Below are 26,345 nucleotides of genomic sequence, written 5' to 3'. Positions count from 1 at the left end.
CGCTCATTCCGAACCCGTTGACGCATTGGTCCAGACCTTCTACGTTATGGGGCGTCCTGACAGAAGGCGGTGCCCGGTCCGCGCACCGGTTCCGCCTCGCTCACCGGGCTGCCTTCGGCCGGGCACACGTTGGCGTACGCGCACGGTTCATCTCACCCCTGTACCACCCCACCACCACAGGGAGAACCATGTTCCACTGGCGCAGACCACTTCCCGGAGACAGAGCACTGCCCGGCGCCCGGACGGCGGCACGTCCGCCCGGCTCCGGCGCCCCACGACGAAGGCTGCGGCGGCGTCTCGCCGTCCTCGGCACCGCACTGCTGCTGCCGCTCGCCGGGCTCACCGCCCTCGCGGCGCCCGCCCAGGCGGCCGGCACCCTCACCGCGTCCTTCAGCACCCAGGACAACGGCTCCTGGTGGAAGGGGACGTTCATCGTCCGCAACACCGGTACGGCCCCGGTCAGCGGCTGGACCCTGGAGTTCGACCTGCCCGCCGGGGTGACCCTGTCCGGCAACTACAACGGCGACGCGACCGTCTCCGGCCGCCATGTGACCGTCAAGAACGCCTACTACAACGCCAACGTCCCGGCGGGCGGCACCACCGAGCCGTACAGCTACTGGTTCACCGCGTCCGGCACCCCCGGCGCCCCGACCGGCTGCACGGTCAACGGCGACAAGTGCGACGGCAGCCCCGACATCCCGCCGACCGCCCCCGGAGCGCCTCGGGCCAACGCGGTCACCGCCAGCACGGTCGCGCTGAGCTGGACCGCCGCCAGTGGCGGCGACCACCCCGTGGCCGCCTACGAGGTGCTCAACGGCCCGGCCACCGTCGCCACCGTGACCGGCACCTCCGCGACCGTCACCGGACTCACCCCGGCCACCGCCTACACCTTCACCGTCCGCGCCAAGGACGTCCGGGGCAACACCGGACCAGCCAGTGCGGCGCTGTCGCTGCGGACCGTGGACCCGGCGACCGACCCGACACCGCCCACGGCACCGGGCAACCTCCGCTCCACCGGCAGGACCGCCTCCACCGTCGGCCTGGCCTGGGACAGGTCCACCGACAACGTCGCCGTGGCCGCCTACGACGTCTACCGGGGCGCCGTGCTCGTCAAGTCGGTGGGCGCGGACACCCTGGCCGCCACCGTGGAGGGGCTCTCCCCCGCCACCGCGTACGGCTTCACCGTCAAGGCGCGGGACACCGCGGACAACCGGTCCCCCGCCTCCAACGCCCTGACCGTCACCACCGACGACGTGGCGGGCGCGGGCAGACAGCTCAAGGTCGGCTACTACGCGCAGTGGGGCATCTACGGACGCCAGTACTTCGTGAAGAACCTCGACACCTCCGGCTCCGCGGCCAAACTCGACGTCATCAACTACTCGTTCGAGAACATCGACCCGAAGAACCTCACCTGCCAGGCGGGGGTCACCAAGGGCGTCACCGGCAACCCGCAGGACCCGGACGAGGGCACCGGCGCCGGTGACGCGGACGCCGACTACGCCCGTCCCATGTCCGCCGCGCAGTCCGTGGACGGCATCGCCGACGACGGCTGGGGCAAACTGCGCGGAAACTTCAACCAGTTGAAGAAGCTGAAGGCCAAGTACCCGAAACTGAAGGTCGTGGTGTCGCTCGGCGGCTGGACGTACTCCAAGTTCTTCTCGGACGCCGCCGCCACCCCGCAGTCACGGGAGAAGTTCGTCAAGTCCTGTGTCGACGTGTGGATCAAGGGCGATCTGCCCGTCTACAACGGCGCGGGCGGACCGGGCACCGGGGCCGGGATCTTCGACGGCATCGACATCGACTGGGAGTGGCCGGGCTCCGAGGGCCACCCGGGGAACCACTACGGCCCGCAGGACAAGGACAACCTGACCGCGCTGCTCGCGGAGTTCCGCAGGCAGCTCGACGCGCTCGGCGGCGAACACAAGCTGCTGACCGCGTTCACCCCGGCCGACCCGGCGAAGATCCAGGCGGGTTGGGACATCGGCCGCATCTTCGAGTACCTCGACTTCGCCAACGTCCAGGGGTACGACTTCCACGGCGCGGGCAGCGACAACTCCTGGGAGCCGAACCGCGTCGGCCACGGCTCCAACCTCTACACGGACACCCAGGACCCGTACCCGTTCCACTTCAGCGTCGAGAACGCCATCAAGATCTACCTCGACGCCGGGGTGAGCCCGCGCAAGCTCAACGTGGGCTTCCCGTTCTACGGGCGCGGCTGGCAGGGCGTCGCCGACGGCGGCGTCAACGGCGAGTGGCAGAGCGCGACCGGCGCCGCACCCGGCCAGTTCGACACCGAAGCCGGTGTCAGGGGCTACAACAATCTGATCACCAGCTTCCCGAACATGGTCGTCCGCCACGACGAGCAGTCGGTCTCGACGTACGGCTACACCGGGCCGGGCGGCCAGTGGTGGTCCTTCGACGACGCCTGGTCCATCGGGAAGAAGACCGCCTGGATCAAGTCCAAGGGTCTGCTGGGCGGCTTCGTCTGGGAGATGTCGGGCGACACCCCGAACGGGCAGCTGATGACCGCGCTGGACAACGGTCTGAAGTAGCGAGGCGCCACGGCACACACCAACTCGCCCACGAGGCAGGGGCGGACGGTCACCAGACCGTCCGTCCTTCCCCACCGCACGGACCTTCCCCCACACGCACGGGCCCGCACAGGCCTGCGCAGGCCCGCCCGGAACGATCACCCGGAGGTCACGGCAGTCGCGGCGGTCACGGCGGTCACGGCGGTCACGGCAGCCTGAACGGCAGCTCCATCCCGTCCAGCGCCTCGGCACACGTGCAGTCCCGCGTGGTCTCCAGGGTGCGGGCGGTTTCGAGCACGAGGCCCTTCAGGCGTTCGGCGTTCGCGGAGAAGGCGCGGAACACCTCCTCCTGCGAGACGCCGTTCCCCCGCTCGACCCCGGCGTCGTAGTCGGTCACCAGGGCCACGGAGGTGTAGCAGAGGGCGAGTTCCCGCGCGAGCACGGCCTCGGGGTGGCCCGTCATGTTGACCAACGACCAGCCCGCCCCGGCGAACCACCGCGACTCGGCCCGGGTCGAGAAGCGCGGGCCGTCCACGACGACCATCACCCCGCCGTCGTGGACGTCCTCCCCCCGCTCGCTCGCCGCCTTGAAGACGGCGGCCCGCCCCCGCTCGCAGTACGGATCGGCGAAGGAGACGTGCACCGCACCCGTGTCGTAGTACGTCTGCGTCCGCCCCGCCGTACGGTCGACGAGCTGGTCCGGGACCACCACACGGCCGGGGGCGAGGTCGCCGCGCAGCGACCCGACGGCACAGGGCGCGAGGACCTGACGGACACCCATGGACCGGAACGCCCAGAGGTTCGCCCGGTAGTTGATGCGATGCGCGGGTACACCGTGGTCGGCCCCGTGTCTCGGGAGGAAGGCCACCCGGCGGCCCTCGACCACACAGACGGTCACGGCGTCGGACGGCGGGCCGTAGGGAGTGGGGACCTCGCCGCGCCACCACGGCTCCAGCAGCTCGTAGAAGCCGCTCCCTCCGATGATCCCGATGGCGGCCGACGGGTGGGGGCCGCCCCTCTCGGGCCGGTCGCGTGGTTCGTCTCGCTCCTGCATGGCGCGGGGCCTCCGTCTCGCCCGGCGGCCGTCGTACGCACGGCCGCTCTCGTCTCGTACCTCGATGGACAACGACCGGACAGCGAAAGGGTGATGAGAGGGGCTGGGCGACCTCTCACCGCTGGTACGGGGCTTCCAGCGGCGGCGCCGGATGACCCGGTTCCGTACCGCCCCCAGGGGCGTGCGGCCGGTTCCGGTTCCGGCCGCGCGACCGCACCCGGGCCGCGCCGAGGACCACCAGCGCGGCCGTTCCGTACGCCGCCGTCGCCGCGTCACCGCCCACCAGGTACGCGACCGCTCCGGCGAGGGCCACGCCCAGCCACTCCCAGCGGCCGTCCAGGGCGACGAGGGCCACGAGGAGGAGCGCGTACCAGGAGTAGCCGGGAGTCATGAGGAGGAAGGCGGCACCCGTCGTCAACAGGGCTCCCCTCCAGGGGCGTTCGGGGTCTCCGCGCCACCAGACCGTGAGCGCCACCGCCGTCATGGCGAGGGCGACCACCGGCAGCGCCCACGCGTCGGGCAGGAAGAGCCGCAGCAGCAGGTACCGTCCGCCCGCCGAGGCATCGTCGTACCCCTCCTCCTGGGCGTAGCCGCCGAGATAGCCGAGGACCGAGCCCCGTGAGAGAAGGACGTACGGGAGGTAGAGCGCGCCGACCGTGGCGACGGCGGGCCCCAGGACCCGCAGGACCGCGCTCGGGCGGCGCGCCCCCGAGAGGGCGCCCGGGAGCAGGACGGCGGGCAGCATCTTCGCTCCGATCGCGAGGCCGAGCAGTACGCCTCCGGTGACGCGTCGGCGGGCGACGACGACGAGGGCTGCGACCGAGAACAGGACGCCGAGGACGTCGACATGGGCGTTGTTGACGGCTTCGACCGGGACGGCGGGGCACCAGGCCCAGAGCGCCGCCCGCCACGGGTCGCCGCGCCCCCGTGTGACGAGGACGAGCAGCCCGGTCACGGCGAGGGCGAGCAGGGCGCCGCCCGTCTGGAGCGCCTTGTGCCGGACGTCCCCGGGCGACAGCCCGTGGACCAGCAGGAACCAGCCTTCGGCGACCGGGGGGTAGACGGTGTGCGCGGTGGGCCGGTTGATACGGGTGCAGCCGCCGTCGGCGAGCGGCACGAGGTCTTTTCCGGACGCGCAGGCGCCGCCCTCGGGGAAGAGCCAGCGGTCGCGGAGTCCCGCGAGTTCCGGGTCGGCGGGAGCGTGGTCGTACGGGGAGGTTCCGGCGGCCTGCACCCTGCCGTCCCAGGCGTAGCGGAAGGAGTCCGTACTGGTACGGGGAGCGGCGGCGAGACCGGTGAGGGTGACCGCGACCGCTCCGGCCAGGACCAGGGGGACGACCGCGCGGGCGGGCACCCGGCGCAGGACGGTCAGGGCGACCGCGTACAGCGCCCAGCATCCCGCGTACCCGGCCAGGAGGGCGCCACCGTCCGTGTCGTCCCGCAGCAGCAGGACAAGGGCGGTCGTCAGCGCGGCGAGGAGGAACACGGCGAGGGGTACCGTGCGGAGGACGGGGCGGGTGCGGGGCATGGGCGCAGCCTGACAGCGGACGGGGCCGGTGCCGGGGCGACCCGTCGGGGCGTTCGGGTTGCGTAAGGTGTCGCGGAGCCCGTTCGGCCGCCCGTACGGGTGTCATGGACGGCATGACCTCTCGTATGCCCGGACGGCTCCGTCCCCCGGCGGGTGCGCTCCGGCCGCCCGAGTTCACCGGCCGCCTGCACGACGCGCGCACGGCGACGGCCGTCGGCCGCTGGCTCGGGGCCGCGTTCGCGGTCTGCTTCCTGACCGGACTCGTCAGCCACTACCTCCAGCATCCGCCCGGCTGGCTCGCCGACCGGCTGCCCGCGCGGCCGGTGTGGGGCTACCGGCTGACGCAGGGGCTGCACGTCGCCACCGGTCTCGTGGCGATCGTGCTGCTCCTGGTCAAGCTGTGGACGGTCTATCCGCGGCTGTTCACCTGGCCGCCGGTCCGGTCCGTGCGCCACGCCCTGGAACGGCTGTCCGTCGCGGTCCTGGTCTCCGGCGCGCTGTTCGAGGTGCTCACCGGTCTGCTGAACATCGTCCAGTGGTATCCGTGGCCGTTCTCCTTCGTCCCGGTGCACTTCGCGGTGGCGTGGGTCGTGGCGGGCTCGATCCTGCTGCACATGGCGGTCAAGGCGCCGGAGATCAGGGCCCATTGGCGGCGCCTGTCGCCCGGGACGCTCGCGCTGCCCGCCGAGGACGTCCGCGACCGGCGCTCGCTGCTCCTGGGGACGGTCGCGGCGGCGGGTGTCGTGACGGTGACGACGGTCGGCCAGTCCCTCACCCCGCTGAAGTCCCTCGACCTGCTCGCGCCCCGGCATCCCGACCACGGGCCGCAGGGGCTGCCGGTGAACCGGACGGCGGCTGCCGCCGGGGTGTCGGCGGCGGCGCTGGGAGGGTGGCGGCTGGAGGTCCTCGGACCTCGTCCGTACCGCCTGACGCTCGACGGACTGTCGGCGCTGCCGCAGACCCGGGTGCGGCTGCCCATCGCCTGTGTGGAGGGCTGGAGCGTGGAGGCCGAGTGGACCGGGGTGCGGGTCCGCGAGCTGATCGAGCGGGCGGGCGGACGGCCGGGGGTGAACGGCCTCAGGGTGACGTCCCTGGAGGTCGCCGGGTCCTACCGGGTGATGGAGATGGGCACGGAGTACGCCGAGGATCCGCTGACCCTCCTGGCGCTGGGTCTCAACGGGCGGCGGCTCTCCCTCGACCACGGGTTCCCGGCGCGGATCATCGCCCCGAACCGGCCCGGGGTCCTGCAGACCAAGTGGGTCCACCGGCTGGAGGTGCTGTGAGCGGGACGAACGTGGCGCGGTACGTGCTCGGCGGGCTCGGGCTCGGTCTGATCGGTCTCGGCGGGTGGCTGGTGGCGGACCAGCCGGATCCGGTGGGTGTGCTGGTGTGGCTGGCCGGAGCGCTGGTCCTGCACGACGGGATCATCGCCCCGGTGGTCCTCGCCGTGGGCCTGCTGCTCGCGGGGCGCGCCGGGCGCGGCCTGGTGCGGGGGGCGCTGGTCGTTGCGGGTGCCGTGGTCTTCCTGACGCTCCCGGCGCTCCTCGCCCCGCGCCCCGCGCCCAACCCGTCGGTGCTCCCCCTTCCGTACGGGCGCAACCTCCTGATCGTGCTCGCCTGTGTGGCCGTGGTGACGGGTGGGACGATGCTGGTGCGGCGACGGCGGGGTGGGGCGCGGCCGCGTCCCCCCGTGGTGGAGGCCGGGGCCCGGACCGAGCGGCAACCGGACGGCTGAGGCGCGAACCGGGCGGGGCCGAGCACGGCGCGGCGGCGGACGGCTGAGGCGGGCGCCCAGCAGGCCCGGCGACGGACGGCCGGGCACGGCAACGGACGGCCGGGGCTCGGTCGGGCACGGCGACGGACGACTCGGGCAAGCCCCCGGTCCAGGCCCAGGCCCAGGTGCGGATCCGGGCGCGGCGGGGCACGGCCATGCCCCCGTAGGCCAAGGACTCGCGGGGCCCCGCCACGCCCGGCTCAGGTCCGGCGGAGCACGGCCGCACCCGGGGCGAGCCGGGCTCAGCGGGACCCGGCAACGGACGGGCCGGGGCTCAGCCGGACCCGGCCGCACACGGCTGTGGCGCGAGGGCGAGGAAGGGCCGACCGGTGACCGTCCACGTCTCGGACACCGACCAGCCCGTCCCGGCCGCGAGGGCGGACAGGGCCCGGACGCCCGCGCGGGCCCAGGGGAACGGCGTACCGAGACCGCCACGGCCGTCGTCCACCCGTACCTCGCAGCGTTCGTCGACGTCCACCGGGGCGCATTCGGCGAGGACGAGACCGGTGCGGGCGGTGATCCGCCGGAGCCGGCGCAGCAGCGCGGCCGGGTCTCCGCCGATCCCGGCGTTGCCGTCGATCAGCAGCACGGTGTCCCAGCGGCCCTCGGCGGGCAGCGGGTCGAAGACCGACCGGCACAGGGCCGTGCCGCCGAGGAGTTCCGTACGGGTCACGGCCTCCGGGCTGATGTCGATGCCCAGCGCGCGGCGGCCCTCGGCCGCGAGGGCGGCGACGAGCCGCCCCGGGCCGCAGCCGATGTCCAGGACCGTGCCGTGGCAGCGGTCCAGGACGGACCGGTCGGCCGCGTCCGGTGCCTCGCACCACCGCTCGACCTCCAGGGGCAGGAGCCAGCCGTCGTCCCTGCGGAGGAAGAGGGGGCCCCGCCCGGTCCGCAATGCCTCGGTGTACGCGTCGGCCCGCCAGGTCGTCATTGCGGTCACGCGACCGCTCCCGTCGGCTCGGGGCGGGGCGCCAGTGCGGCGTGGCGGGCCGCGAAGCGCGTGCCGGGCGCCTCGGCGGCCACCTGCCGCGCGTCCTCGGCGGTGTCCACGTCCCGCAGGACGGGCAGGACGCCGGTCCTGAGGCCCGCCGCGCGCAGCCGCACGTACTGGGCGGCACCGGTGTCCGGCCGGGACATCGGGACGCCGAGCAGAAGGCCGGGGTCGGGCGCGGCGAGCCCGAGGCCCCAGAAGCCCCCGTCGGCCGCCGGGCCGAACCAGGCGTCGTGGTCCTCCCATTCGAGGGCGCGGCACAGCAGCGCCGGGGTGAGCTGCGGGGTGTCCATGCCGACGAGGAAGGCGGGTCCCGCGCAGGCGCCGAACGCGGCGGCGAGCCGGGCGTCGAGACCGCCCGTGGTCTGGGGGACGACGGTGAATCCGGGCGGCAGCCACGGTCCGGGGGCCCCGTCGAGGACGAGGACGTGACGGGTCGCGGGGACGGCGGCGACGGCGGCGAGCGTGTCGGCGAGGGCCGCCTCCGCGAGCGCGGCGGCCTCGTCCGGGGTGAACGGAGGCGTGAGCCGGGTCTTCACCCGGCCCGGCAGCGGCTGCTTCGCGATGACGAGGAGGGCGGTCACGCCCGGCCCCCGCCCGCCGCCACCGGCTCGTCGAGCACCCGCCGCATGTCGTGGACGGCCTGCCAGGTGCCCTTCCAGGTCCCGGTGACCTTGGAGCGGCCCGCCCGGGGCGCGTACGGTACGTCGACCTCGCGCACCTTCCATCCCGCGTCGGCGGCCCTGACGACCATCTGGAGCGGGTAGCCGCTGCGCCGGTCGGAGAGCCCGAGGCCGAGGAGCGCCTCGCGCCGGGCGGCCCGCAGCGGCCCGAGGTCGCGCAGCCGCAGGCCGGTGCGGCGGCGCAGCAGCCAGGACAGGGCGAGGTTCCCCGCGCGGGCGTGGGCGGGCCAGGCGCCCCGCGCGGTGGGCCTGCGCCGTCCGAGGACGAGGTCCGCCGCACCCTCCGCGACCGTGCCGACCATGCCGGGCAGCAGTCCGGGGTCGAGGGAGGCGTCGCAGTCGCAGAAGCAGACGAACTCGGCGTCGGAGGCGAGCAGTCCGGCGTGGCAGGCGGCGCCGAAGCCGCGCCGGGGCTCGTGGACGACGGTGGCCCCCAGCTCGGCCGCGAGCGCGGCCGAGCCGTCGGTGGAGCCGTTGTCGACGACGATCGGCCGCCATCCGGCGGGGACGCGGGCGAGGACCCAGGGCAGGGCCTCGGCCTCGTCGAGACAGGGAAGGACGACATCTACGCTCATGGGTGTCACACGCTCACCGTAGGAACCGCGGGGCCCTCCGGGGCCCTTCCGCTCCTCACGAAACGCGGACGTCGTCCCGCGTACCCCCGGCTGGGCGTGGCCGCCGGGGCCCGGCGGGTGCCGGGGTGGCGTCATGAACGAGCACGGCGGTCCGGGGACTCCGGCCGGATCCTGGTGGTGGACGACGGCCCGACGGTGACGGAGGTGGTCACCGACGCCCGCACCCCACCTGCGGGGGCGGGCCTCGGGCTCGCCACCGTCCGGGGCATCGCCGAGGCCCGCGCGGAGGTGCGGAACGTGGCGGGGGCTGCCGCTTCGAGGTGACGCTGCCCGCCGCGCCGGGCTGAGGGCCGCCGGGATCCCCGCCCGCCGTGCGGGGCCGTACGGCGGCGCTATCCGGCGACGGCCGGGGCCCGCTGTCCCGCCCGGGCGAACTCCGCCATCCCCTCGGTGAAGCCGACCTCCGGCCGCCAGCCCAGGTCCCGCCGCAGCCGGGCGGAGTCCGCGGTGATGTGCCGGACGTCGCCGAGCCGGAACTCCCCGGTCACCACCGGCGCCGGGCCGCCGTACGCGACGGCCAGGGCCTCGGCCGTCTCACCGATGGTCCGTGGCTCGCCGCTGCCCGCGTTGTACGGGACGAGGCCGCCGGTCGGCGGTCCCGAGACGGCTTCCAGGGCGCGTACGTTGGCGCGGGCCACGTCCCGTACGTGCACGAAGTCCCGGCGCTGACGGCCGTCCTCGAAGACGCGGGGCGCCTCGCCCCGGGCCAGCGCCGAACGGAAGAAGGAGGCCACGCCCGCGTACGGGGTGTCCCGTGGCATCCCGGGGCCGTACACGTTGTGGTAGCGCAGCGACAGCGCCGTCCCCGCCACGGTCCTGGCCCAGGCCGCCGCCAGGTGTTCCTGGGCGAGCTTCGTCGCGGCGTACACGTTCCGGGGGTCCGCCGGGGCGTCCTCCGCCACCAGACCGGGAACCAGCTCCGATCCGCACCGCCCGCAGCGGGGTTCGAAGCGGCCCGCGGCGAGGTCCTCCGGTCGGCGCGGGTCCGGCCGGACGAGACCGTGCCGGGGGCACTCGTACCGCCCCTCCCCGTACACCACCATCGAGCCCGCGAGGACGAGCCGCCGCACACCGGTCTCCGCCATGGCCGCGAGGAGGACGGCGGTGCCCAGGTCGTTGCAGCTCACGTACTCCGGGGTGTCGGCGAAGTCCTGTCCGAGGCCGACCATGGCGGCCTGGTGGCAGACCGCGTCGACCCCGGTCAGCGCGGCACGCACGGCCGACGCATCGCGCACGTCCGCCCGGACGAACTCCGCGGCGGGCGGGTCCGGCGCGACCGGATGCACCCCCGGCAGCAGGGCGTCGAGGACCACGGGCTCATGGCGGGCCCGCAGTAGGGCGGTGACGATGTGGGAGCCGATGAACCCGGCTCCGCCGGTGACGAGTACGCGCATGCCCCGGACGCTACGGACCCGCACCGGCCCCCGGACCGGAGCGCGCCGGTCCGTAAGACGTCCGTCATCCACCCGGACGGCCCCCGGGGCGGGGCGCGGGGCGGGGCGCGCGCCACTGGCAACCGCACCCGGCCAGAACGGAACAGGTCAGGACAGCGGACCTCGAAGGGCGGGAGGGCAGGGGGGAAGGGGGCAGGGAGGGCAGAGGGGGCAGGGCGGCGGGGAACGCCCACCCACCGTGGCGATCGCCGCGCCACGGAAACCCGGTGTTCCCGGCGCCGCCGTGCCGCGATCATGGGCCGGGACCGGACCGCGACCCTCCGAGGAGACGTTCCCATGCCCGTGCCCGCCGACCCGACGGTCCTCCACCCGATGCCGGGACAACCGCGCGTGGTGCTGCTCAGACCGCTGGTGAAGTCCCCGCTGATCGAGGTCGGGGAGTACTCCTACTACGACGACCCGGACGATCCGACCGCCTTCGAAACCCGCAACGTGCTCTACCACTACGGGCCGGAGAAACTGGTCATCGGCAGGTTCTGCGCGCTGGGCACGGGGGTGCGCTTCCTCATGAACGGGGCCAACCACCGGATGGACGGCCCGTCCACCTTCCCCTTCCCGACCATGGGCGGCTCGTGGTCGGACCACTTCGACCTGCTGACCGGCCTGCCCTCCCGGGGTGACACCGTCGTCGGCAACGACGTCTGGTTCGGGCACGGCGTCACCGTGCTGCCGGGCGTGCGCATCGGCCACGGAGCGGTGATCGGCGCGGGCTCGGTGGTGACCGGGGACGTGCCCGACTACGGAGTCGTCGGCGGCAATCCGGCACGGCTCCTCCGCGTCCGGTACGACGAGGAGGACGTCGCCCGGCTGCTCGCGGTGGCCTGGTGGGACTGGCCCGCCACGCACATCACCGACCACATCCGGACGATCATGTCGGGCACCGTCGCCGCCCTGGAGGCCGCCTCCCCGCACGCGTGACGTACCGACCCGCCGGCCCTCACGCCCGGACGGCACGGGCGCCGCGAGTTCCCTCGGCCCCGGAGCCACCGAGCGCTCCGACCAGCCCCGGACCGGGCCCTGGACGGCGTCCGCACCCGTCCAGGGCACCGAACCCGCCGCACGAGTCGAGCTGATGATCATTCCGGCGACCGCCGGAGCGTTCAGGCAAGCCCCTCAGCCACCGGGAAGCACCACACAACTCATCCCATAACCGACACCACATCACCCACGAAGGCAACCCCGAGGGCCCCGGGCAACCGAACCGCACTCATCGACCATCCGCCCCACCCGCAACTTCGCACATGGCTGGCACGCGTACGGCACACGCCCCTCACAGCGACCTCGATCGCCGGTCCCGTCCGGCCGCGAGGAATCGATTCCTCTCGCCCGCCCGTCAACATTCCGCGAAACATGCCGGGTTGAGATGATCTTCGGTGGTGAACAGGGGGCGCGCGGGGGGCACTGGACCGGCGCCCGCCACACCGCGCGCCGGGTGTGGATCTGTTGCTGTCCGTAGTCTCCAGACTCCATACTGTGATTGACGCCTAGGCCTCCGTCGTGCCGAAAGCGCTCTCATCCGACCCGTCGTCCCTGTGAATGAGGCGTGCCATGCCCTGGTTACCGACGCGAGAGGCACTGACCGTGGCCGTCCAGCCCGTCCTGCTGCTCGCCGTCGTCACCGTCTTCGCCCTCACCCAGTGGCGCGGATGGGAACCGGGCATGGCCACCTTCATGTTCCAGTTCGCGGTGCTCGGCTTTCTCGTGCTGCTGGAGTTCCTGATCCCGTACGACGCCTCCTGGCGTCCGGACCGGCGGGAGTGGGGGTACTACGGTGTGTATTACGTCCTCACCGCCACCGGCGGGACGCTCGGGCAGAGCCTCGTACTCCTCGGCGTCGGCGCGTTGGCCAATCCGCGTCCGCTGCTCCCCCTGTGGGCCGAGATCCCGCTGGCGCTCCTGATCGGCTCCCTCGCGAGCTACGCGGTGCACCGGGCAGGACACACCTACTCCTGGCTGTGGCGGCTGCACGGCGTGCATCACGTGCCGAGCAAGGTCAACGTCGCCAACAACGGCGTCAACCACGTCGCCGACGTCGTCATCTCGCAGGGCTTCGTCCAGCTCTCCCTCGCGCTGGTCGGCTTCTCCGAGCGCGCGGTCTTCGCCGTGGGGCTCTTCGTCGTCGCCCAGGGGTACTTCGTCCACGCGAACATCCGCGTGCGGCTCGGCCCCTTCAACCACGTCCTCGCCGGCCCGGAACAGCACCGGCTCCACCACAGCACCGATCTGTCCGAAGCCGGTCACTACAGCTCTGACCTGGCCCTGTGGGACAGGGTCTTCCACACGTTCACCTGGCGCCCCGGCCGTGAGCCGGAGGCGGTCGGCCTGACCGACCCGCGCGCCTTCCCGGCCACCGGCCGCATCCTCACCACGCTCGTCCACCCCTGGCGCCGTTCCACCGGGTGACCGGGCCCGTTCCCCGTATCTCCTCCACCGCTCCGTTTCCCTCCCCGCTCACGTTCGTGCGGCGCGCGTCACTCCCCTCGCGCGCGCCTGTTTCGCGGCTCAAGGAAGGCTCATGTCCACACAAGCCCGTACGTCCCCGCCGGTCACTCCCCCCACACCCCCCGAGAAGGTCGCCGTCATCGGCATCGGCTGCCGATTCCCCGGCGGAGCGAACGACCACCGTTCCTTCTGGCGCAACCTGGTCGACGGGAAGGACTGCATCACCCCCACACCGGCCGACCGGTACGACGTCGCGGGCCTGGGCAGCAAGGACAAGGCGAAACCAGGCCGTCTCGTGGGCGGACGCGGTGGCTACATCGACGGCTTCGACGAGTTCGACCCGGCGTTCTTCGGCATCAGCCCCCGCGAGGCGCACGCCATGGACCCGCAGCAGCGCAAGCTCCTGGAGGTCACCTGGGAGGCGCTGGAGGACGGCGGACAGAAACCGGCGGAACTGGCCGGGCGGGACGTCGGCGTCTTCGTCGGGGCGTTCACCCTGGACTACAAGATCCTCCAGTTCGCCGACCTCAGGTTCGACACCCTCGAAGCCCACACGGCGACGGGGACGATGATGACGATGGTCTCCAACCGCCTCTCGCACTGCTTCGACTTCCGGGGGCCGAGCCTCTCCATCGACTCCGCCTGCAGCTCCTCCCTCGTCGCGGTGCACCTCGCGTGCGACAGCCTGCGCCGGGGCGAGAGTTCACTGGCGCTGGCCGGCGGCACCCTGCTGCACCTCACCCCGCAGTACACGATCGCCGAGACCAAGGGCGGATTCCTCTCCCCCGAGGGCCGCTCCCGCACCTTCGACGCCGGGGCCGACGGCTATGTGCGCGCCGAGGGCGTCGGCATCGTGGTCCTCAAGCTCCTCTCGGAGGCGCTCCGCGACGGCGACCCGATCCACGCCGTGATCACCGAGACCGGGGTCAACCAGGACGGCCGCACCAACGGCATCACCGTGCCCAGTGCCGACGCCCAGGCCACCCTCATCGAGCAGGTCTGCGCCCGGGCCGGGATCACCCCCGGCAGCCTCCAGTACGTGGAGGCGCACGGCACCTCCACCCCGGTGGGCGACCCGATCGAGGCCAACGCCCTCGCGAGCGCCCTGGCCGTCGGCCGCGAGCCGGGCGCCCGGTGCTACATCGGTTCCGTCAAGACGAACATCGGGCACACCGAGTCCGCCGCCGGGATCGCCGGTCTCATCAAGACGGCGCTCAGCCTGGAACACCGGCTGATCCCGCCGCACATCAACCTGGAGAACGTCAACCCGGCGATCGACCTGGAGGCCGCGCCCTACGAGATCCCGGACCGGGTCACCCCCTGGCCCGAGCACGAGGGGCCCGCGCGCGCGGGGGTCAACTCCTTCGGCTTCGGCGGCACCAACGCGCACGTGCTCCTCGAAGCGGCGCCCCCGCGCACCGCCGAGGAGCGGCGGGCGCCCGTGTCCGGGCAGCGCTCCGCCACCGACGGCCTCGCGTACCGCGTGCTCCCCCTCAGCGCCCACGACGCCTCGGTGCTTCCGGAGCTGGCCGAGGCCGTCCGCGCGGAACTGGCCGACCCGCACGACCCGGCGGCCCCCGGCGCCCTGACGGACCTGGCCCACTCCCTCGCCCGGCACCGGCAGCACCACGACGCCCGGCTCTCCGTGGTGTACGAGACCGGCGAGGACCTCGACGAGGCGCTGGCCGCGTACGCGCGGGGCGAGGAACACTCCCGTGTCCTGCTCGGCAGGCACCGCGAGGGCCGGCACACCGCGCCCGCCTGGGTCTTCACCGGCATGGGACCGCAGTGGTGGGGCATGGGCCGCGAGCTGTTCAAGACCTCGCCCGTCTACCGGGAGGCCGTCGAGGCCGTCGACCGGGAGATCCTCGCCCAGGCGGGCTGGTCGCTGACCGCCGAGCTGAACGCCGACGAGGCCGCGTCCCGGATGGCGGAGACCTGGCTCGCCCAGCCCGCCAACTTCGCCGTCCAGGTGGGCCTTTCCGCCCTCTGGCACGCCCATGGAGTGCACCCCTCCGCGATCGTCGGGCACAGCACCGGCGAGATCGCCGCGTTCTACGAGGCCGGGGTCTACAGCCTGCGGGACGCGGTGAAGATCGTGCTGCAGCGCAGCCGCCTCCAGCAGCGGCTCGCGGGCACCGGCACCATGCTGGCCGTCGGTCTGCCCGAGGACGAGGCAGTCCGGCGCGCCGCGCCCTTCGGCGACCGGCTGTCCGTGGCCGCCGTGAACAGCCCCGGCGCCCTGACCCTGGCCGGGGAGCGGGAGGCGCTCGCCGAGTACGCCGAAGCGCTCCGCGCCGACGGCGTGTTCGCCAAGTTCCTGGACGTGGAAGTCCCGTACCACAGCGCCGTGATGGAGGAGATCAGAGCCGAGCTGCTGGCGGAGCTGGCCGACATCGAGCCCCGGCCCGCGCGGCTCCCGCTGTACCTCACCGGCCGTGAGGGCCGCGCCGAGGGGCCCGAACTCGACGCGGACTACTGGTGGAGCAACGTCCGTGACACCGTGCGGTTCCGCGCGGCCGTCGACGCCCTGCTCGCCGACGGGCACCGCACGTTCCTGGAGATCGGCCCCCACCCGGTGCTCGGCCATTCCGTCAGGGAATGCGTCGCCGCCCGCGAGGGCGACCCCACGGCCGTGACCACCGTGCCGTCGATCCGCCGTGCCGAGGGCGAGGCCCTGCGCTTCACCACCTCCCTGGCCGCGCTGTACGCCCTCGGCTGCGCCGTGGACTGGACGGCGCTCCACCCGGACGGGCGGCGCGTGCCGCTGCCCCGGTACCCGTGGAAGCGCGACCGGTACTGGACCGAACCCGAGCCCGTGGCGCAGATCAGGCTCGGCCGGATCGACCATCCGCTGCTCGGTCGGCGCCTCGCCACGGCGGAACCCGCCTGGGAAGTCGCCCTCGACGTCGAGACCACCCCGTACCTCGCCGATCACCGCATCCAGGGAAGGACCCTCTTCCCTGGCGCCGGATACGTCGAGATGGCGTACCAGGCCCTCCGGGCGCTGACCGGGGGGACCGACGCGGAGCTGGGCGACATCGAGCTGCGCAAGGCCCTCTTCCTGCCCGACGACGCGCCCCGGGCCGTCCAGGTGTCGCTCTCGACGCAGACCTCCGCCTTCACCGTGGCCACCGAGGGCGACACGCCGACCGTGCACGCCTGCGGTGTGGTGCGCGGCGGGGCCCCGGCGGCGCGTACCGCTCCGCTGGACGCCGAGGGCGTCCGGGCACGGGCGGACCGGCACCTCGACGCGACCGCGTGCTACGAGACGCTGAGCGCCCGCGGTTACGACTACGGACCGGCGTTCCAGGGCATCGCGGAGGTCTGGCGGACGTCCGGCGAGGCGCTCGCCCTGATCCGGCCGACCGTGGACGGGGCGGCGGAGCACCATGTGCACCCGGTGCTGCTCGACGCCTGCTTCCAGGCCCTGCTGGTCGCGGGGCTGCCCGACGCCACGGACGAGCCCGGCGGCGGAATGCTGCTGCCGCTCACCATCGAAGCGGTGCGGACGGTCCCGGTGGGCGACCGTCCGCTGTGGGCGCACGCCACCGTCACCCGGCGCGCGGACGACGAACTCGTCGGCGACATCGCCCTCTACACGGAGGACGGAGAGCCGCTCGGGCACGTGCGGGGATTCCGTGCCGCCGACGTGGAGCAGGTCTCGTCGACGGTGTCGGTGTCCACCATCGACGGCTGGCTCGCCGAACTCACCTGGTCGGAAGCGCCCCTGGAGAGCGGCGCCGACGGCCGGGACACCGCCGTGGAACCGGCACCCCCGGTGGGTGGCGGCTGGCTGCTGCTCGCGGACCGGCCCGGCGGAGTGGCGGACCGGCTGTCCGCGCTCGCGGGTGCGGTCGGCGCGCGCTGCCATCTCGTACGGCCGGGTGACGCCTATGCCTTCGACCCGGCCGGCCGGGACTCCCGGGTCGTCCCCGGCAGCGCCGACGACCTGCGCAGACTCCTCGCCGACCTGGCGGCCGTCGACGCGGACGCCCCCGCGCCCGACACCGTCGTCCATCTGTGGAACCTGGACCTGCCCGCCCTGGAGGACACCGCCAGGAAGGACCTGGACGCGCACGGCGCGGTGGGCGCCTACTCGGTGATCGCGCTGGCCCAGGCCCTCCACGACGACCCCCGCCAGACGGCCGCGCCCGCCGCGCTGCACCTGGTCACCCGGGGGGCCCAGGCTGCCGTGCCCGGTGAGCCGGTGTCCCCTCTCGGCGCGCCCGCCTGGGGCATCGGCCGGGTGCTGCGGCACCAGGAGCTGACCGCGCACCGGGGCAAGCTGATCGACCTGCCGCTCGCACCGGGAGCCGCCGCCGGTGGTGCCGTCCGGGAACGGCCGCAGACCGCGGGAGCGGAGTCCGGTGCCGGAACCCGAACGGCTTCCGGGCACCCGGATGCCACGGAAGCGCGGACGCGGGCCGGGGTGCCGACGGACGCCGAGGCCGGTGCGTACGCCGGAACCGGAGCGGCGACCGGCGCCCAAGCCGGAGCCGACGCCGAAGCCGAGGCGCTGTTCCGTGAGATCCTCGCCCCGGACTCCCCCGACCTGCCCCGGGACGAGGTGGCCCTGCGGGAGGGACGCCGTCTCGTCAGCGGGCTCACCCGCCCCGAGGAACTCACCCGTCCCTTCCCGCCCCGGCTCCGTCCGGACGGCGCGTACCTCGTCACCGGCGCGTTCGGCGCGCTCGGCAGGCTGCTGTGCCGCTATCTCGTCCAGCGGGGCGCCCGGCACCTGATCCTCATCGGGCGTACACCGCTCCCCGACCGTGCCACCTGGCGCGCCCTCGCCCCGGACTCCCCGGCGAGCGACCCGGTGGGCTTCGTCAAGGAGCTGGAGGCCCTCGGCGCCCATCCCGTCCACGCCGCCATCGACATCTCCGACGAGCAGGCGCTCACGGAATGGCTGGCCGACTACCGGGACCGGGACGCTCCGCCCGTCCGGGGCGTCTTCCACCTGGCCGGGCACGTACGGGACACCCCCGTCCCGGCCATGGACCGCGCCACCTTCGACTCCGTGTTCCACCCGAAGGCGGCGGGCGCCTGGCTCCTCCACCACCATCTGCGCGACGAGCCGCTCGACCACTTCGTCCTCTTCGCGTCCGTCGCGTCCCTGCTCACCACGACGGGCCAGACGAACTACGCGGCGGGCAACGCCTTCCTCGACGCCCTGGCACAGCACCGCAGGGCGCTGGGGCTGCCCGCCCTGAGCCTGGACTGGGGTCCCTGGGCGACCGGAATGATCGAGGAACTGAGCCTGGTCGAGCACTACCGGGTCGTCCGGGGCATGACCTCGCTCTCCCCGGCGGCGGGCATGGCCGTCCTGGAGCGGGTCCTCGGCCAGGACCGCGCCCAGCTGCTGATCGCCACCGTCGTCGACTGGACGACGTTCCTCGCCTGGTACCCGTCGCCGCCCCCGCTCGTCAGAGAGCTGGCGGCCGAGGCGGCGAGCGCCACGGACCCGGCCGCGGCCGGTTCGCGGGACACCCGCTATCTGGACCGCTTCCGTGCCGCCGCCGACGAGGAGGAGCGGACCGCGCTGGTCGCGGATCTGCTGCTGGGCTGCGCCTCGGCCGTCCTGCGGATCGGCGCGGACCGGCTCGACCCGGACGCGGGCCTCAACGCGCACGGCATCGACTCGCTCCTCGCCATGGAGCTGCGGGCCCGGCTCCAGGCGGCGACCGGGGTCGCCCTGCCGGTCGTGGCCCTGCTGAGCGGGGCTCCGCTGCGCGAGCTCACCGCGCAGCTCCGCGACGCCACGGCGGAGCTCGCCGCGCGGGCGGCGGGCCCCGACACGGGGGCGGCGGTGGAGGTCCACGAGGACGCGTCCCGCCACCCCCTGACCCAGAACCAGAAGGCCCTGTGGTTCCTGAAGCAGCTCCACCCGGACGGCTTCGCGTACAACATCGGCGGCGCGGTCGAGGTGCGCACCGAGATCGACCCGGAGCTGATGAGCGCCGCCGTCCGCACCCTGGTGGAGCGGCATCCGGTGCTGCGGGCCAACTTCGTGATGGAGGACGGCCGGCCTCTCCAGATCGTCTCGGAGGACGTCGAACCGGACATGGCCGTCTTCGACGTCGAGGGCTGGGAGTGGGAGGACATCCGTGAGCTGATCGTCGAGGAGTACCGCAGGCCGTACGACCTGGCGCGGGACCGGCTGATGCGGTTCCGGCTCTTCCGGCGCGGGCCGGACCGCTGGGTGCTGATGAAGGCGGTCCACCACATCGTCTCGGACGCGATCTCCACGTTCACCTTCATCGAGGAACTGCTCTCCCTGTACGAGGGGATGCGATCGGGCCGAGCCGTCGAACTCGCCCCGGTCCGGGGGCGTTACGTCGACTTCCTGAACCGGCAGAACCAGTTCCTCGCCTCACCCGACGCCGAACGGATGCTGGAGTACTGGCGGGGTGCCCTGCCCGCCGAGGTGCCGCCGCTCACCCTGCACACCGACGCGCCCCGGCCCGCCGTCCAGACCCACAACGGCGCCTCGGAGTTCTTCGTCCTGGACGAGGATCTGAGCGCCCGGGTCCACGCCCTGGCGCGGCAGCACGACGTGACCGTCTTCATGGTGCTCCTGTCCGCCTACTACCTGCTGCTGCACCGCTATTCCGGTCAGGACGACCTGGTTGTCGGCAGTCCGGTGACCGGGCGCACCGACGAGGACCTGTCGTCCGTGTACGGCTACTTCGTCAACCCCCTGCCGCTGTACGCGAGTCTGGCCGGTGACCCGACCGTGGCCGAGCTGCTGACCCAGGTCCGGGGGACGGTGCTCGGGGGCATCGACCACCAGGAGTACCCGTTCGTGCTGCTGGTGGAGAAGCTGGGCCTCCAGCACGACCCCAGCCGCTCGGCGGTCTTCCAGGCGATGTTCATCCTGCTCGCCCACAAGGTCTCCTCGCAGCAATACGGCTACCACCTCGACTACATCGAACTGCCCGAGGAGGAAGGCCAGTTCGACCTGACCCTGTCGGCGTACGAGGACGAGTCCGAGCACCGGTTCCACTGCGTCCTGAAGTACAACACCGACCTCTTCCGGCCCGAGACCGCCGAGCGGCTGGCCCGGCACTACCGCAACCTCCTGGACGCGCTGACCCGCGCTCCCGGCGGGGGTGCGGTGGCGGGACTCGACATGCTCGGCGCGGCCGAGCGGCACGAGATCCTGCACGGTCCGGCCGCCCGGGGGCGCGTCCTGGAGCCCGAGCCTCCGGTGCACCGGCTGTTCGCGGAGGCGGCGGCCCGTACTCCCGACGCGGTCGCCGTCACTGTTCCGGCCACGGGGGCGGACGGCACGGCCCGCCATCTGACCTACGCGGAGCTGGACCGGGCCTCGGCGGTGCTGGCCCGGCGGCTGCGGGCGCGGGGCGCGGGCGGTGGCGGTGGCGGTGGCGGTGGCGCCGTAGCGGTGTGCCTGCCGAAGTCGCCGGAGCTGATCGTCGCGCTCCTCGCCGTCCTGCGCGCGGGGGCCGCCTATCTGCCCCTCGATCCCGACCACCCGGCGGAGCGGCTCGCCTACATGGCGGGGAACGTGTCGGCGCGGCTGGTCCTCACCGACCCGGCGAACACGGGACGTCTCGACGTGCCCGGTGCCGAACTGATCACCGACGTACTGGCGGAGGACCCGGAGGTCACCGGCGTCCCGGCCGATGCCGGAGAACTCCCCGACGGGGACGCGGAGGTGGGACCCGAGACGCCCGCGTACGTCATCCACACCTCCGGATCGACGGGCCGCCCCAAAGCGGTCCAGGTGTCCCACGGCGCTCTCGCGGCCCTGTGCGCCGCCTGGCGGGAGGAGTACGGCCCGCAGGACGTGCCCGGAGTGCACCTCCAGATGGCCGGGGTCTCCTTCGACGTGTTCACCGGAGACCTGGTCCGCGCCCTCGGCTCGGGCGGGCGGCTGGTGCTCGCCGACCGTGACCTCCTCCTCAACTCGGCCCGGCTGCACGAGGTGATGACCGCCGAGGGCGTCGACCGCGCCGAGTTCGTGCCCGCCGTGGCCCGTGCCCTGATGACGCACTGCGAGGAGGGCGGCCACCGGCTGGACTTCATGCGGCTCGTGATCGTGGGCTCCGACACCTGGAAGGTCGCGGAGTACGACCGGCTGCGCGGGCTCTGCGGCCCGGACACCCGGGTCGTCAACTCCTACGGGCTGACCGAGGCGACCGTCGACAGCGCCTGCTTCGACGGCCCCACCACCGGCCTCGACCCGAACAGCACGGTCCCCATCGGGGCGCCGCTGCCCAACTGCGTCCTGCACGTCCTCGACTCCCACCTGCGGCCCGTGCCACCCGGGGTCACCGGGGAGCTGTGGGCCGGCGGGGCCGGACTCGCCCTGGGGTACGCGGGTGACCCCGAGCAGACCGAGCGCCGCTTCGTGACGCTCACCCTGGACCCGGGCCCCGACGCGGTGCCCGAGCGGTTCTACCGCACCGGGGACCTGGCGCGCAGGGACGCCCTGGGCCACCTCCATCTGCTCGGCCGGGCCGACGCCCAGATCAAGCTGCGGGGCCACCGCATCGAGCCCGGGGAGATCGAGTCGCTCCTGACGGCGCTCCCCGAGGTCGCGGAGGCGTACGCCCTGGTGCGGACCGATCCCGGCGGCGAACCCGCCCTCTGCGCCTATGTGGTGCGCGCCGACGGGGCCGATCCGGACCCCCGGGCCCTGCGCCGCCATCTCGCCGCCCATCTGCCCACGTACCTCATTCCCGCCTTCCTGGAGACGGTGGAGGCACTGCCCCTGACCCCGAACGGAAAGGTGGACCCGACGGCGCTCCCCGCGCCCCGGGTCGTGTCCGCCCAGGAGGACCACGAGCCTCCCGTCACCCTCTACGAGGAGCGGGTCGCGGCCCACTGGAAGGCCGTGATCGGTCTCGAACTGGTCGGCCTCCACAGCGACTTCTTCGATTCCGGCGGCAGCTCCATCACCCTGATCGAGCTGATCCACCGGCTCCAGAAGGAGTTCGGCATCGCCATCCCCGTGGGGCTGCTCTTCAAGGTGACCACCCTGCACGGCATGGCCCGTACCGTCGAGGACATCGTCACCGGCCGGGTCTCCGGCAACCTCTCCCACCTCTCCTTCAACACGGGTGAGGGGCCCCTGCTCTTCTGCTTCCCGCCCGCCGGTGGCCACGGTCTCGTCTACCGCCACTTCGCCACGCACCTGCGGTCGTACGAGCTGATCGCCTTCAACCACGTCGACGGGGACAAGGGCGTCCGGTACGCCGACCTCGTGGAGTCGCTCCAGCCCGAGGGGCCCTGCCTGCTCCTGGGCTACTCGCTCGGCGGCAACCTCGCCTTCGAGGTCGCCAAGCGGCTGGAGGAACGGGGCCGGGAGGTGGCCCATGTCGTGATCATGGACTCGTACCGCATCGAGGAGGAGTACGGCATCTCGGTCGAGCACACCGAGGCCTTCGAGCACGAGCTGCGGGACCACCTGCGCCGCCACACCCAGTCCGAGACCGTCACCGCGCAGACCCTCGAACAGGCCAGGGACTACCTGGCGTACTGCGGGCGCACCCCGAACCACGGGGTGGTCACCGCGACGGTCACCGTGATCGCCGACGAGGCGAAGGCGCAGTTCTACGGGGCGGGTCGGCGCGGCAGCTGGCACTCGGCGTCCACCAGCGCGAGCAGAGTGGTCCGCGGCGCGGGACTGCACGCGGAGATGCTCGACGAGAAGCCCGCCGGGCGCAACGCGTCCCTGGTGCTCTCCGCGCTCGACGAGTCCCTCACGAGCACCGCCCGGGAGCGTTCCGCCTCCCCGGCGGACGACCACACGGACGGGGCATCCCATGGCGCGTGACGACAGGCCCGTCTGGGAGGACCGGGGACCGTGGCAGCCCGGCGGGCGCACCCCCGGGGAGACGCCCCGGGTGATCGTCATCGGCGCGGGCATCGGCGGCCTCTCCACCGGCTGCTACGCGCAGATGAGCGGCGCGGAGACCCGGATCTTCGAGCGCCACGTCCTGCCCGGCGGCTGCTGCACCGCGTGGTCCCGCCAGGACTACGTCTTCGACTACTGCATCGAGTGGCTCACCGGCACCGGGCGGAACAACGACGCGAGCCGGGTCTGGCGGGAGCTCGGCGCGCTCGACGGCAAGACCATCGCCAACTTCGAGATGTTCAACACCGTCACCGACGAGACCGGCCGCTCGGTCACCTTCTACAACGACCCCGACCGGCTCGAAGCGCACCTCCTGGAGATCTCCCCCGGGGACGCCCGTCCGATCCGTGCGTTCTGCCGTGACCTGCGGCGGTTCACCCGGATCAACCTGTACCCGTTCCTGACCCCGCCGCCGCTCCAGTCCGCGGGCGAGAAGCTGGCCATGCTGCGGGCGGTCCTGCCGTCCTTCGCGCTGCTCTGGCGCACCGCAGTGACCCGGATGGAGAAGTTCTGCGACCGGTTCGAGGACCCGCTGCTGCGCCGGGCGTTCCCGTTCATCTTCTTCCAGGACCACGAGGTCTTCCCGCTGCTCCCCTATCTGTTCAACATGGCGAGCGCCTTCCACCTCAACGCCGGTTTCCCGCAGGGCGGTTCGCTGGGCCTGGCCCGCTCGGTCGAGGAGCGGTACACGGCACTCGGCGGACGGATCGACTACCGGTCGCGGGTGGAACGGATCCTGGTGGAGAACGACCGAGCGGTCGGCGTGGAACTGCGGGGCGGTGAGCGGCACTTCGCCGATCACGTCGTCTCGGCCTGCGACGGCGCGACCACCATCGACCGGCTGCTCGGCGGCCGGTACACGAGCCCGAAGATCGACAAGCTCTTCAGCGAGATGATGGAGCAGCCGGACGTGCTCTATCCGGGGGTGGTGTCGGTCTTCGTGGGCCTCGACGGCGAACTGGACCCGTCGGCCCGGCACAGCACCACGTACCTGCTCTCCGACGAGGACAGCGCGGCACTGCCGGGGGTCCTGCAGAACAGCCTCGTCGTCCAGATGCGGTCGCGCTACTCCGACGGATTCGCGCCGCCCGGCAAGTCCGTCGTCCACTGCACCTACTTCAGCGACTACGCGTCCTGGAAGCAGCTGCGCACGACGGACCGCAAGGCCTACTGGGCCCGCAAGCAGGAGGCGGCCGACTTCGTCCGGGGCTTCCTGGAGCGGCACCACCCGGGCATCGGCGCCTCCATCGAGGTCGTGGACGTGGCCTCTCCCACGACCACCGAGCGGTACACCGGGGTGCGCAACGGCAGCATCCTCGGCTGGAAGTCCTTCACCCCGGCCGACGACGTCATCACGGGCCTGATCAACAAGGACCGGATGCGGCTGCCCGGCCTGGACGGCTTCTCCATGGCGGGCCAGTGGTTCGGCGGCGGCAGCCTGATCCGCGCCGCCGCGAGCGGCCGGTTCGTCACCCAGTACCTGTGCAAGGACCTGGGTCTTGACTTCCGCGCCTGGGAGAGCCGCGGAACGGTCCCCTGGCATCCGGACAGGCTCGGACGGCTGCCCCAGCTCGAGACCCGCAGGGTGAGGTGACGGTCACGTGACCGCGACGACCACGACACGCAGGAAGAGCATGATCATCATCGGTGGGGGCCTCGGCGGTCTCTCCACCGGTGCGTACGGCCAGATGAACGGGTACCGCACCCGGGTCTTCGAGATGCACGAGATCCCCGGCGGCTGCTGCACCGGATGGGGGCGCGGCGACTACACCTTCGACGCCTGCATCAGCTGGCTGCTCGGCAACGGTCCGGGCAACGAGATGCATCAGATCTGGCTCGAACTCGGGGCGCTCCAGGGCAAGGAGATGCGTCACTTCGACGTGTTCAACACCGTGCGCGGCAGGGACGGCCGCACCGTGTACTTCTACTGCGACCCCGACCGGCTGGAGAGCCATCTGCTGTCGCTGTCCCCGCCCGACGCACGGGCGATCCGCAACTTCTGCGCGGGGCTGCGCAAGTTCATCGCCTGTCTGCCCTCGTATCCGTTCCTCAAGCCGGTGGGGCTGATGAGCCGCCGGGAGCGGTGGCGGATGCTGGCCGGTTTCCTGCCGTACTTCAATCTCTTCCGCACGTCGATGTCCGTGCTGATGACGGAGTACTCGGCCCGTTTCAAGGACCCGCTCCTCAGGGACGCCTTCAACTACATCCTGTACGAGAAGCATCCCGGCTTCCCCGTCCTGCCGTTCTACTTCCAGATGGCCGCCCAGGCGCACCGCTCGGCCGGGGTCCCCGAGGGCGGCTCGCTGGGCCTGGCGCGCTCCATCGAGCAGCGTTATCTGGCCCTCGGCGGCGACATCACGTACAACGCGATGGTCGAGGAGATCCTCGTCAAGGACGACCGGGCCGTCGGAGTGCGCCTCTCCAACGGCGAGGACCACTACGCCGACATCATCGTCTCGGCCTGCGACGGTCCGACCACGCTGCTCGAACTGCTCGACGGCCGCTATCTGGAGGGCGAGTACGCCACCCTGTACCGGGAGACGCTGCACCAGCCGGGCATGGTCTTCCCCGGCTACGCGAGCGTGTTCCTCGGTCTGCGCCGGCCGTTCCCGGACGCCGACCCGACGACGACACACCTGCTCGACGAGGAGACGGCGTCCCGGCTGACCGGCATCCGCCATCCCAGCCTCAACGTGCAGTTCCGCAACCACTTCTACCCCGAGCTGTCGCCCGAGGGCACCGGCGTCGTCTACGCCACCTACTTCTCCGACACCGCGCCCTGGCGGGAGCTGGCCGAAGGGCCGGAGCGGCTCAGCCGCGCCCGCCGGGGGACGGAGCTGCACACCCTGCCGGTGAAGCGCGGCAAGGCGTACACCCTCGCCAAGCGGCGGACGCGGGACGCCGTGGTCGACTACCTCGACGGGCTGTATCCGGGGCTCAAGGACTCCGTCGCCGTCCGCGACACCTGCACCCCGCTCACCCAGATCCGCTACACCAACAGCTTCGAGGGCACCTTCCTGGGCTGGCAGCCCTTCGTGGAGAGCGGCGAGGCGATGGAGGAGCTCGTCAAGAAGAACGGGCCCGTCCTGCCCGGCCTGGGGAACTTCTACCTCTCCGGGGTCTGGGCCACCACCGGCGGCCTGATCCGCGCGGCGGCGGCCGGGCGGCAGGTCATGCAGTTCATCTGCCGGGACGACGGGCTCGACTTCACCGCCTCCGTCGACACCAGTGCCCCGCTCCCTACCCATGTCGACGTCCCGGTGGGCCCGCACCGCTGAGGATCCGTACCGCCGGGGGTCCCGTATCGCCGGAGTCCCGTACCGCCGGAGCCCCGCAAGGCCGGGTGTTCCGGCGGTACGGGAGGGAC

At 73.0% G+C, this 26,345-nt stretch carries 14 protein-coding genes and 1 pseudogene; 9 read left to right on the top strand and 6 right to left on the bottom strand.

The window, feature by feature from the left end:
- Positions 1-188: 188 nt before the first annotated feature.
- On the top strand, positions 189-2,552 hold the full coding sequence (locus tag ACIRQY_RS01635; RefSeq protein WP_403921553.1) for a glycosyl hydrolase family 18 protein: 2,364 nt from the start codon (positions 189-191) through the stop codon (positions 2,550-2,552).
- 184 nt (positions 2,553-2,736) lie between these two features.
- Here the strand turns inward: ACIRQY_RS01635 and ACIRQY_RS01630 are convergent, their stop codons facing one another.
- Positions 2,737-3,585 (bottom strand): S-methyl-5'-thioadenosine phosphorylase, encoded by an 849-nt coding sequence (locus ACIRQY_RS01630; protein ID WP_403921550.1) that lies wholly within the window; start codon positions 3,583-3,585, stop codon positions 2,737-2,739.
- A 115-nt stretch (positions 3,586-3,700) separates the two neighbouring features.
- Positions 3,701-5,113 carry a glycosyltransferase 87 family protein gene (locus ACIRQY_RS01625; protein WP_403921547.1) on the bottom strand — a complete coding sequence of 471 codons (1,413 nt, stop codon included), beginning with the start codon at positions 5,111-5,113 and terminating at the stop codon, positions 3,701-3,703.
- A gap of 113 nt (positions 5,114-5,226) precedes the next feature.
- Here ACIRQY_RS01625 and ACIRQY_RS01620 point away from each other — a divergent pair, with 113 nt between their 5' ends.
- Positions 5,227-6,396 (top strand): molybdopterin-dependent oxidoreductase, encoded by a 1,170-nt coding sequence (locus ACIRQY_RS01620; protein WP_403921544.1) that lies wholly within the window; start codon positions 5,227-5,229, stop codon positions 6,394-6,396.
- Positions 6,393-6,848, top strand: coding sequence for a hypothetical protein (locus ACIRQY_RS01615; protein WP_403921541.1), 456 nt, complete (start codon positions 6,393-6,395; stop codon positions 6,846-6,848). Before ACIRQY_RS01620 ends, ACIRQY_RS01615 begins: the two co-directional genes overlap by 4 nt.
- 313 nt (positions 6,849-7,161) lie before the next feature.
- On the opposite strand, the gene ACIRQY_RS01610 is transcribed toward ACIRQY_RS01615, so the two are convergent.
- Genes ACIRQY_RS01610 through ACIRQY_RS01600 form a run of 3 tightly spaced genes read right to left on the bottom strand, consistent with a single transcriptional unit; the run spans position 7,162 to position 9,136 of the window.
- Positions 7,162-7,818 (bottom strand): class I SAM-dependent methyltransferase, encoded by a 657-nt coding sequence (locus ACIRQY_RS01610; RefSeq protein ID WP_403922270.1) that lies wholly within the window; start codon positions 7,816-7,818, stop codon positions 7,162-7,164.
- A 5-nt stretch (positions 7,819-7,823) separates the two neighbouring features.
- Entirely contained in the window at positions 7,824-8,462 is a 639-nt protein-coding gene (locus ACIRQY_RS01605; protein WP_403921540.1) for a DUF2064 domain-containing protein, read from the bottom strand.
- Positions 8,459-9,136 carry a glycosyltransferase family 2 protein gene (locus tag ACIRQY_RS01600; RefSeq protein WP_403922268.1) on the bottom strand — a complete coding sequence of 226 codons (678 nt, stop codon included), beginning with the start codon at positions 9,134-9,136 and terminating at the stop codon, positions 8,459-8,461. Before ACIRQY_RS01600 ends, ACIRQY_RS01605 begins: the two co-directional genes overlap by 4 nt.
- A gap of 141 nt (positions 9,137-9,277) precedes the next feature.
- Here ACIRQY_RS01600 and ACIRQY_RS01595 point away from each other — a divergent pair.
- Positions 9,278-9,483, top strand: a pseudogene (locus ACIRQY_RS01595) (two-component sensor histidine kinase); the annotation flags it as partial.
- Positions 9,484-9,528: 45 nt separating this feature from the next.
- Here the strand turns inward: ACIRQY_RS01595 and ACIRQY_RS01590 are convergent.
- Positions 9,529-10,590: an NAD-dependent epimerase/dehydratase family protein gene (locus tag ACIRQY_RS01590; protein ID WP_403921536.1), complete on the bottom strand. Its 1,062-nt coding sequence runs from the start codon at positions 10,588-10,590 to the stop codon at positions 9,529-9,531.
- 336 nt (positions 10,591-10,926) lie between these two features.
- Between ACIRQY_RS01590 and ACIRQY_RS01585 the strand changes: the two genes are divergently transcribed.
- The 5 genes from ACIRQY_RS01585 (at position 10,927) to ACIRQY_RS01565 (ending at position 26,256) form a co-directional block, all read left to right on the top strand.
- Positions 10,927-11,568, top strand: coding sequence for a CatB-related O-acetyltransferase (locus tag ACIRQY_RS01585; RefSeq protein WP_403921533.1), 642 nt, complete (start codon positions 10,927-10,929; stop codon positions 11,566-11,568).
- A 630-nt stretch (positions 11,569-12,198) separates the two neighbouring features.
- Positions 12,199-13,053: a sterol desaturase family protein gene (locus tag ACIRQY_RS01580; protein WP_403921530.1), complete on the top strand. Its 855-nt coding sequence runs from the start codon at positions 12,199-12,201 to the stop codon at positions 13,051-13,053.
- Positions 13,054-13,165: 112 nt separating this feature from the next.
- On the top strand, positions 13,166-22,897 hold the full coding sequence (locus ACIRQY_RS01575; RefSeq protein WP_403921527.1) for an amino acid adenylation domain-containing protein: 9,732 nt from the start codon (positions 13,166-13,168) through the stop codon (positions 22,895-22,897).
- The gene (locus tag ACIRQY_RS01570; RefSeq protein ID WP_403921524.1) at positions 22,887-24,572 is read left to right on the top strand and encodes a phytoene desaturase family protein; all 1,686 of its coding nucleotides are present in this window, start codon (positions 22,887-22,889) and stop codon (positions 24,570-24,572) included. Before ACIRQY_RS01575 ends, ACIRQY_RS01570 begins: the two co-directional genes overlap by 11 nt.
- 40 nt (positions 24,573-24,612) lie before the next feature.
- Positions 24,613-26,256, top strand: a complete 1,644-nt coding sequence (locus tag ACIRQY_RS01565) for a phytoene desaturase family protein (RefSeq protein ID WP_403922266.1) — start codon at positions 24,613-24,615, stop codon at positions 26,254-26,256.
- The last annotated feature ends 89 nt before the right edge of the window (positions 26,257-26,345 follow it).

Origin of the sequence: Streptomyces sp. NPDC101490, assembly GCF_044767145.1 — a bacterium.
In the GTDB taxonomy this organism is placed as follows: domain Bacteria; phylum Actinomycetota; class Actinomycetes; order Streptomycetales; family Streptomycetaceae; genus Streptomyces.
This window is presented reverse-complemented; position numbering and strand designations above follow the sequence as displayed.

Bases quoted from the DNA above. Each gene is read 5' to 3' on its own strand.
- ACIRQY_RS01635 (WP_403921553.1), top strand. From the start codon at position 189: ATGTTCCACTGGCGCAGACCACTTCCCGGAGACAGAGCACTGCCCGGC.
- ACIRQY_RS01630 (WP_403921550.1), bottom strand. From the start codon at position 3,585: ATGCAGGAGCGAGACGAACCACGCGACCGGCCCGAGAGGGGCGGCCCC.
- ACIRQY_RS01625 (WP_403921547.1), bottom strand. From the start codon at position 5,113: ATGCCCCGCACCCGCCCCGTCCTCCGCACGGTACCCCTCGCCGTGTTC.
- ACIRQY_RS01620 (WP_403921544.1), top strand. From the start codon at position 5,227: ATGACCTCTCGTATGCCCGGACGGCTCCGTCCCCCGGCGGGTGCGCTC.
- ACIRQY_RS01610 (WP_403922270.1), bottom strand. From the start codon at position 7,818: ATGACGACCTGGCGGGCCGACGCGTACACCGAGGCATTGCGGACCGGG.
- ACIRQY_RS01600 (WP_403922268.1), bottom strand. From the start codon at position 9,136: ATGAGCGTAGATGTCGTCCTTCCCTGTCTCGACGAGGCCGAGGCCCTG.
- ACIRQY_RS01590 (WP_403921536.1), bottom strand. From the start codon at position 10,590: ATGCGCGTACTCGTCACCGGCGGAGCCGGGTTCATCGGCTCCCACATC.
- ACIRQY_RS01585 (WP_403921533.1), top strand. From the start codon at position 10,927: ATGCCCGTGCCCGCCGACCCGACGGTCCTCCACCCGATGCCGGGACAA.
- ACIRQY_RS01580 (WP_403921530.1), top strand. From the start codon at position 12,199: ATGCCCTGGTTACCGACGCGAGAGGCACTGACCGTGGCCGTCCAGCCC.
- ACIRQY_RS01575 (WP_403921527.1), top strand. From the start codon at position 13,166: ATGTCCACACAAGCCCGTACGTCCCCGCCGGTCACTCCCCCCACACCC.
- ACIRQY_RS01570 (WP_403921524.1), top strand. From the start codon at position 22,887: ATGGCGCGTGACGACAGGCCCGTCTGGGAGGACCGGGGACCGTGGCAG.
- ACIRQY_RS01565 (WP_403922266.1), top strand. From the start codon at position 24,613: ATGATCATCATCGGTGGGGGCCTCGGCGGTCTCTCCACCGGTGCGTAC.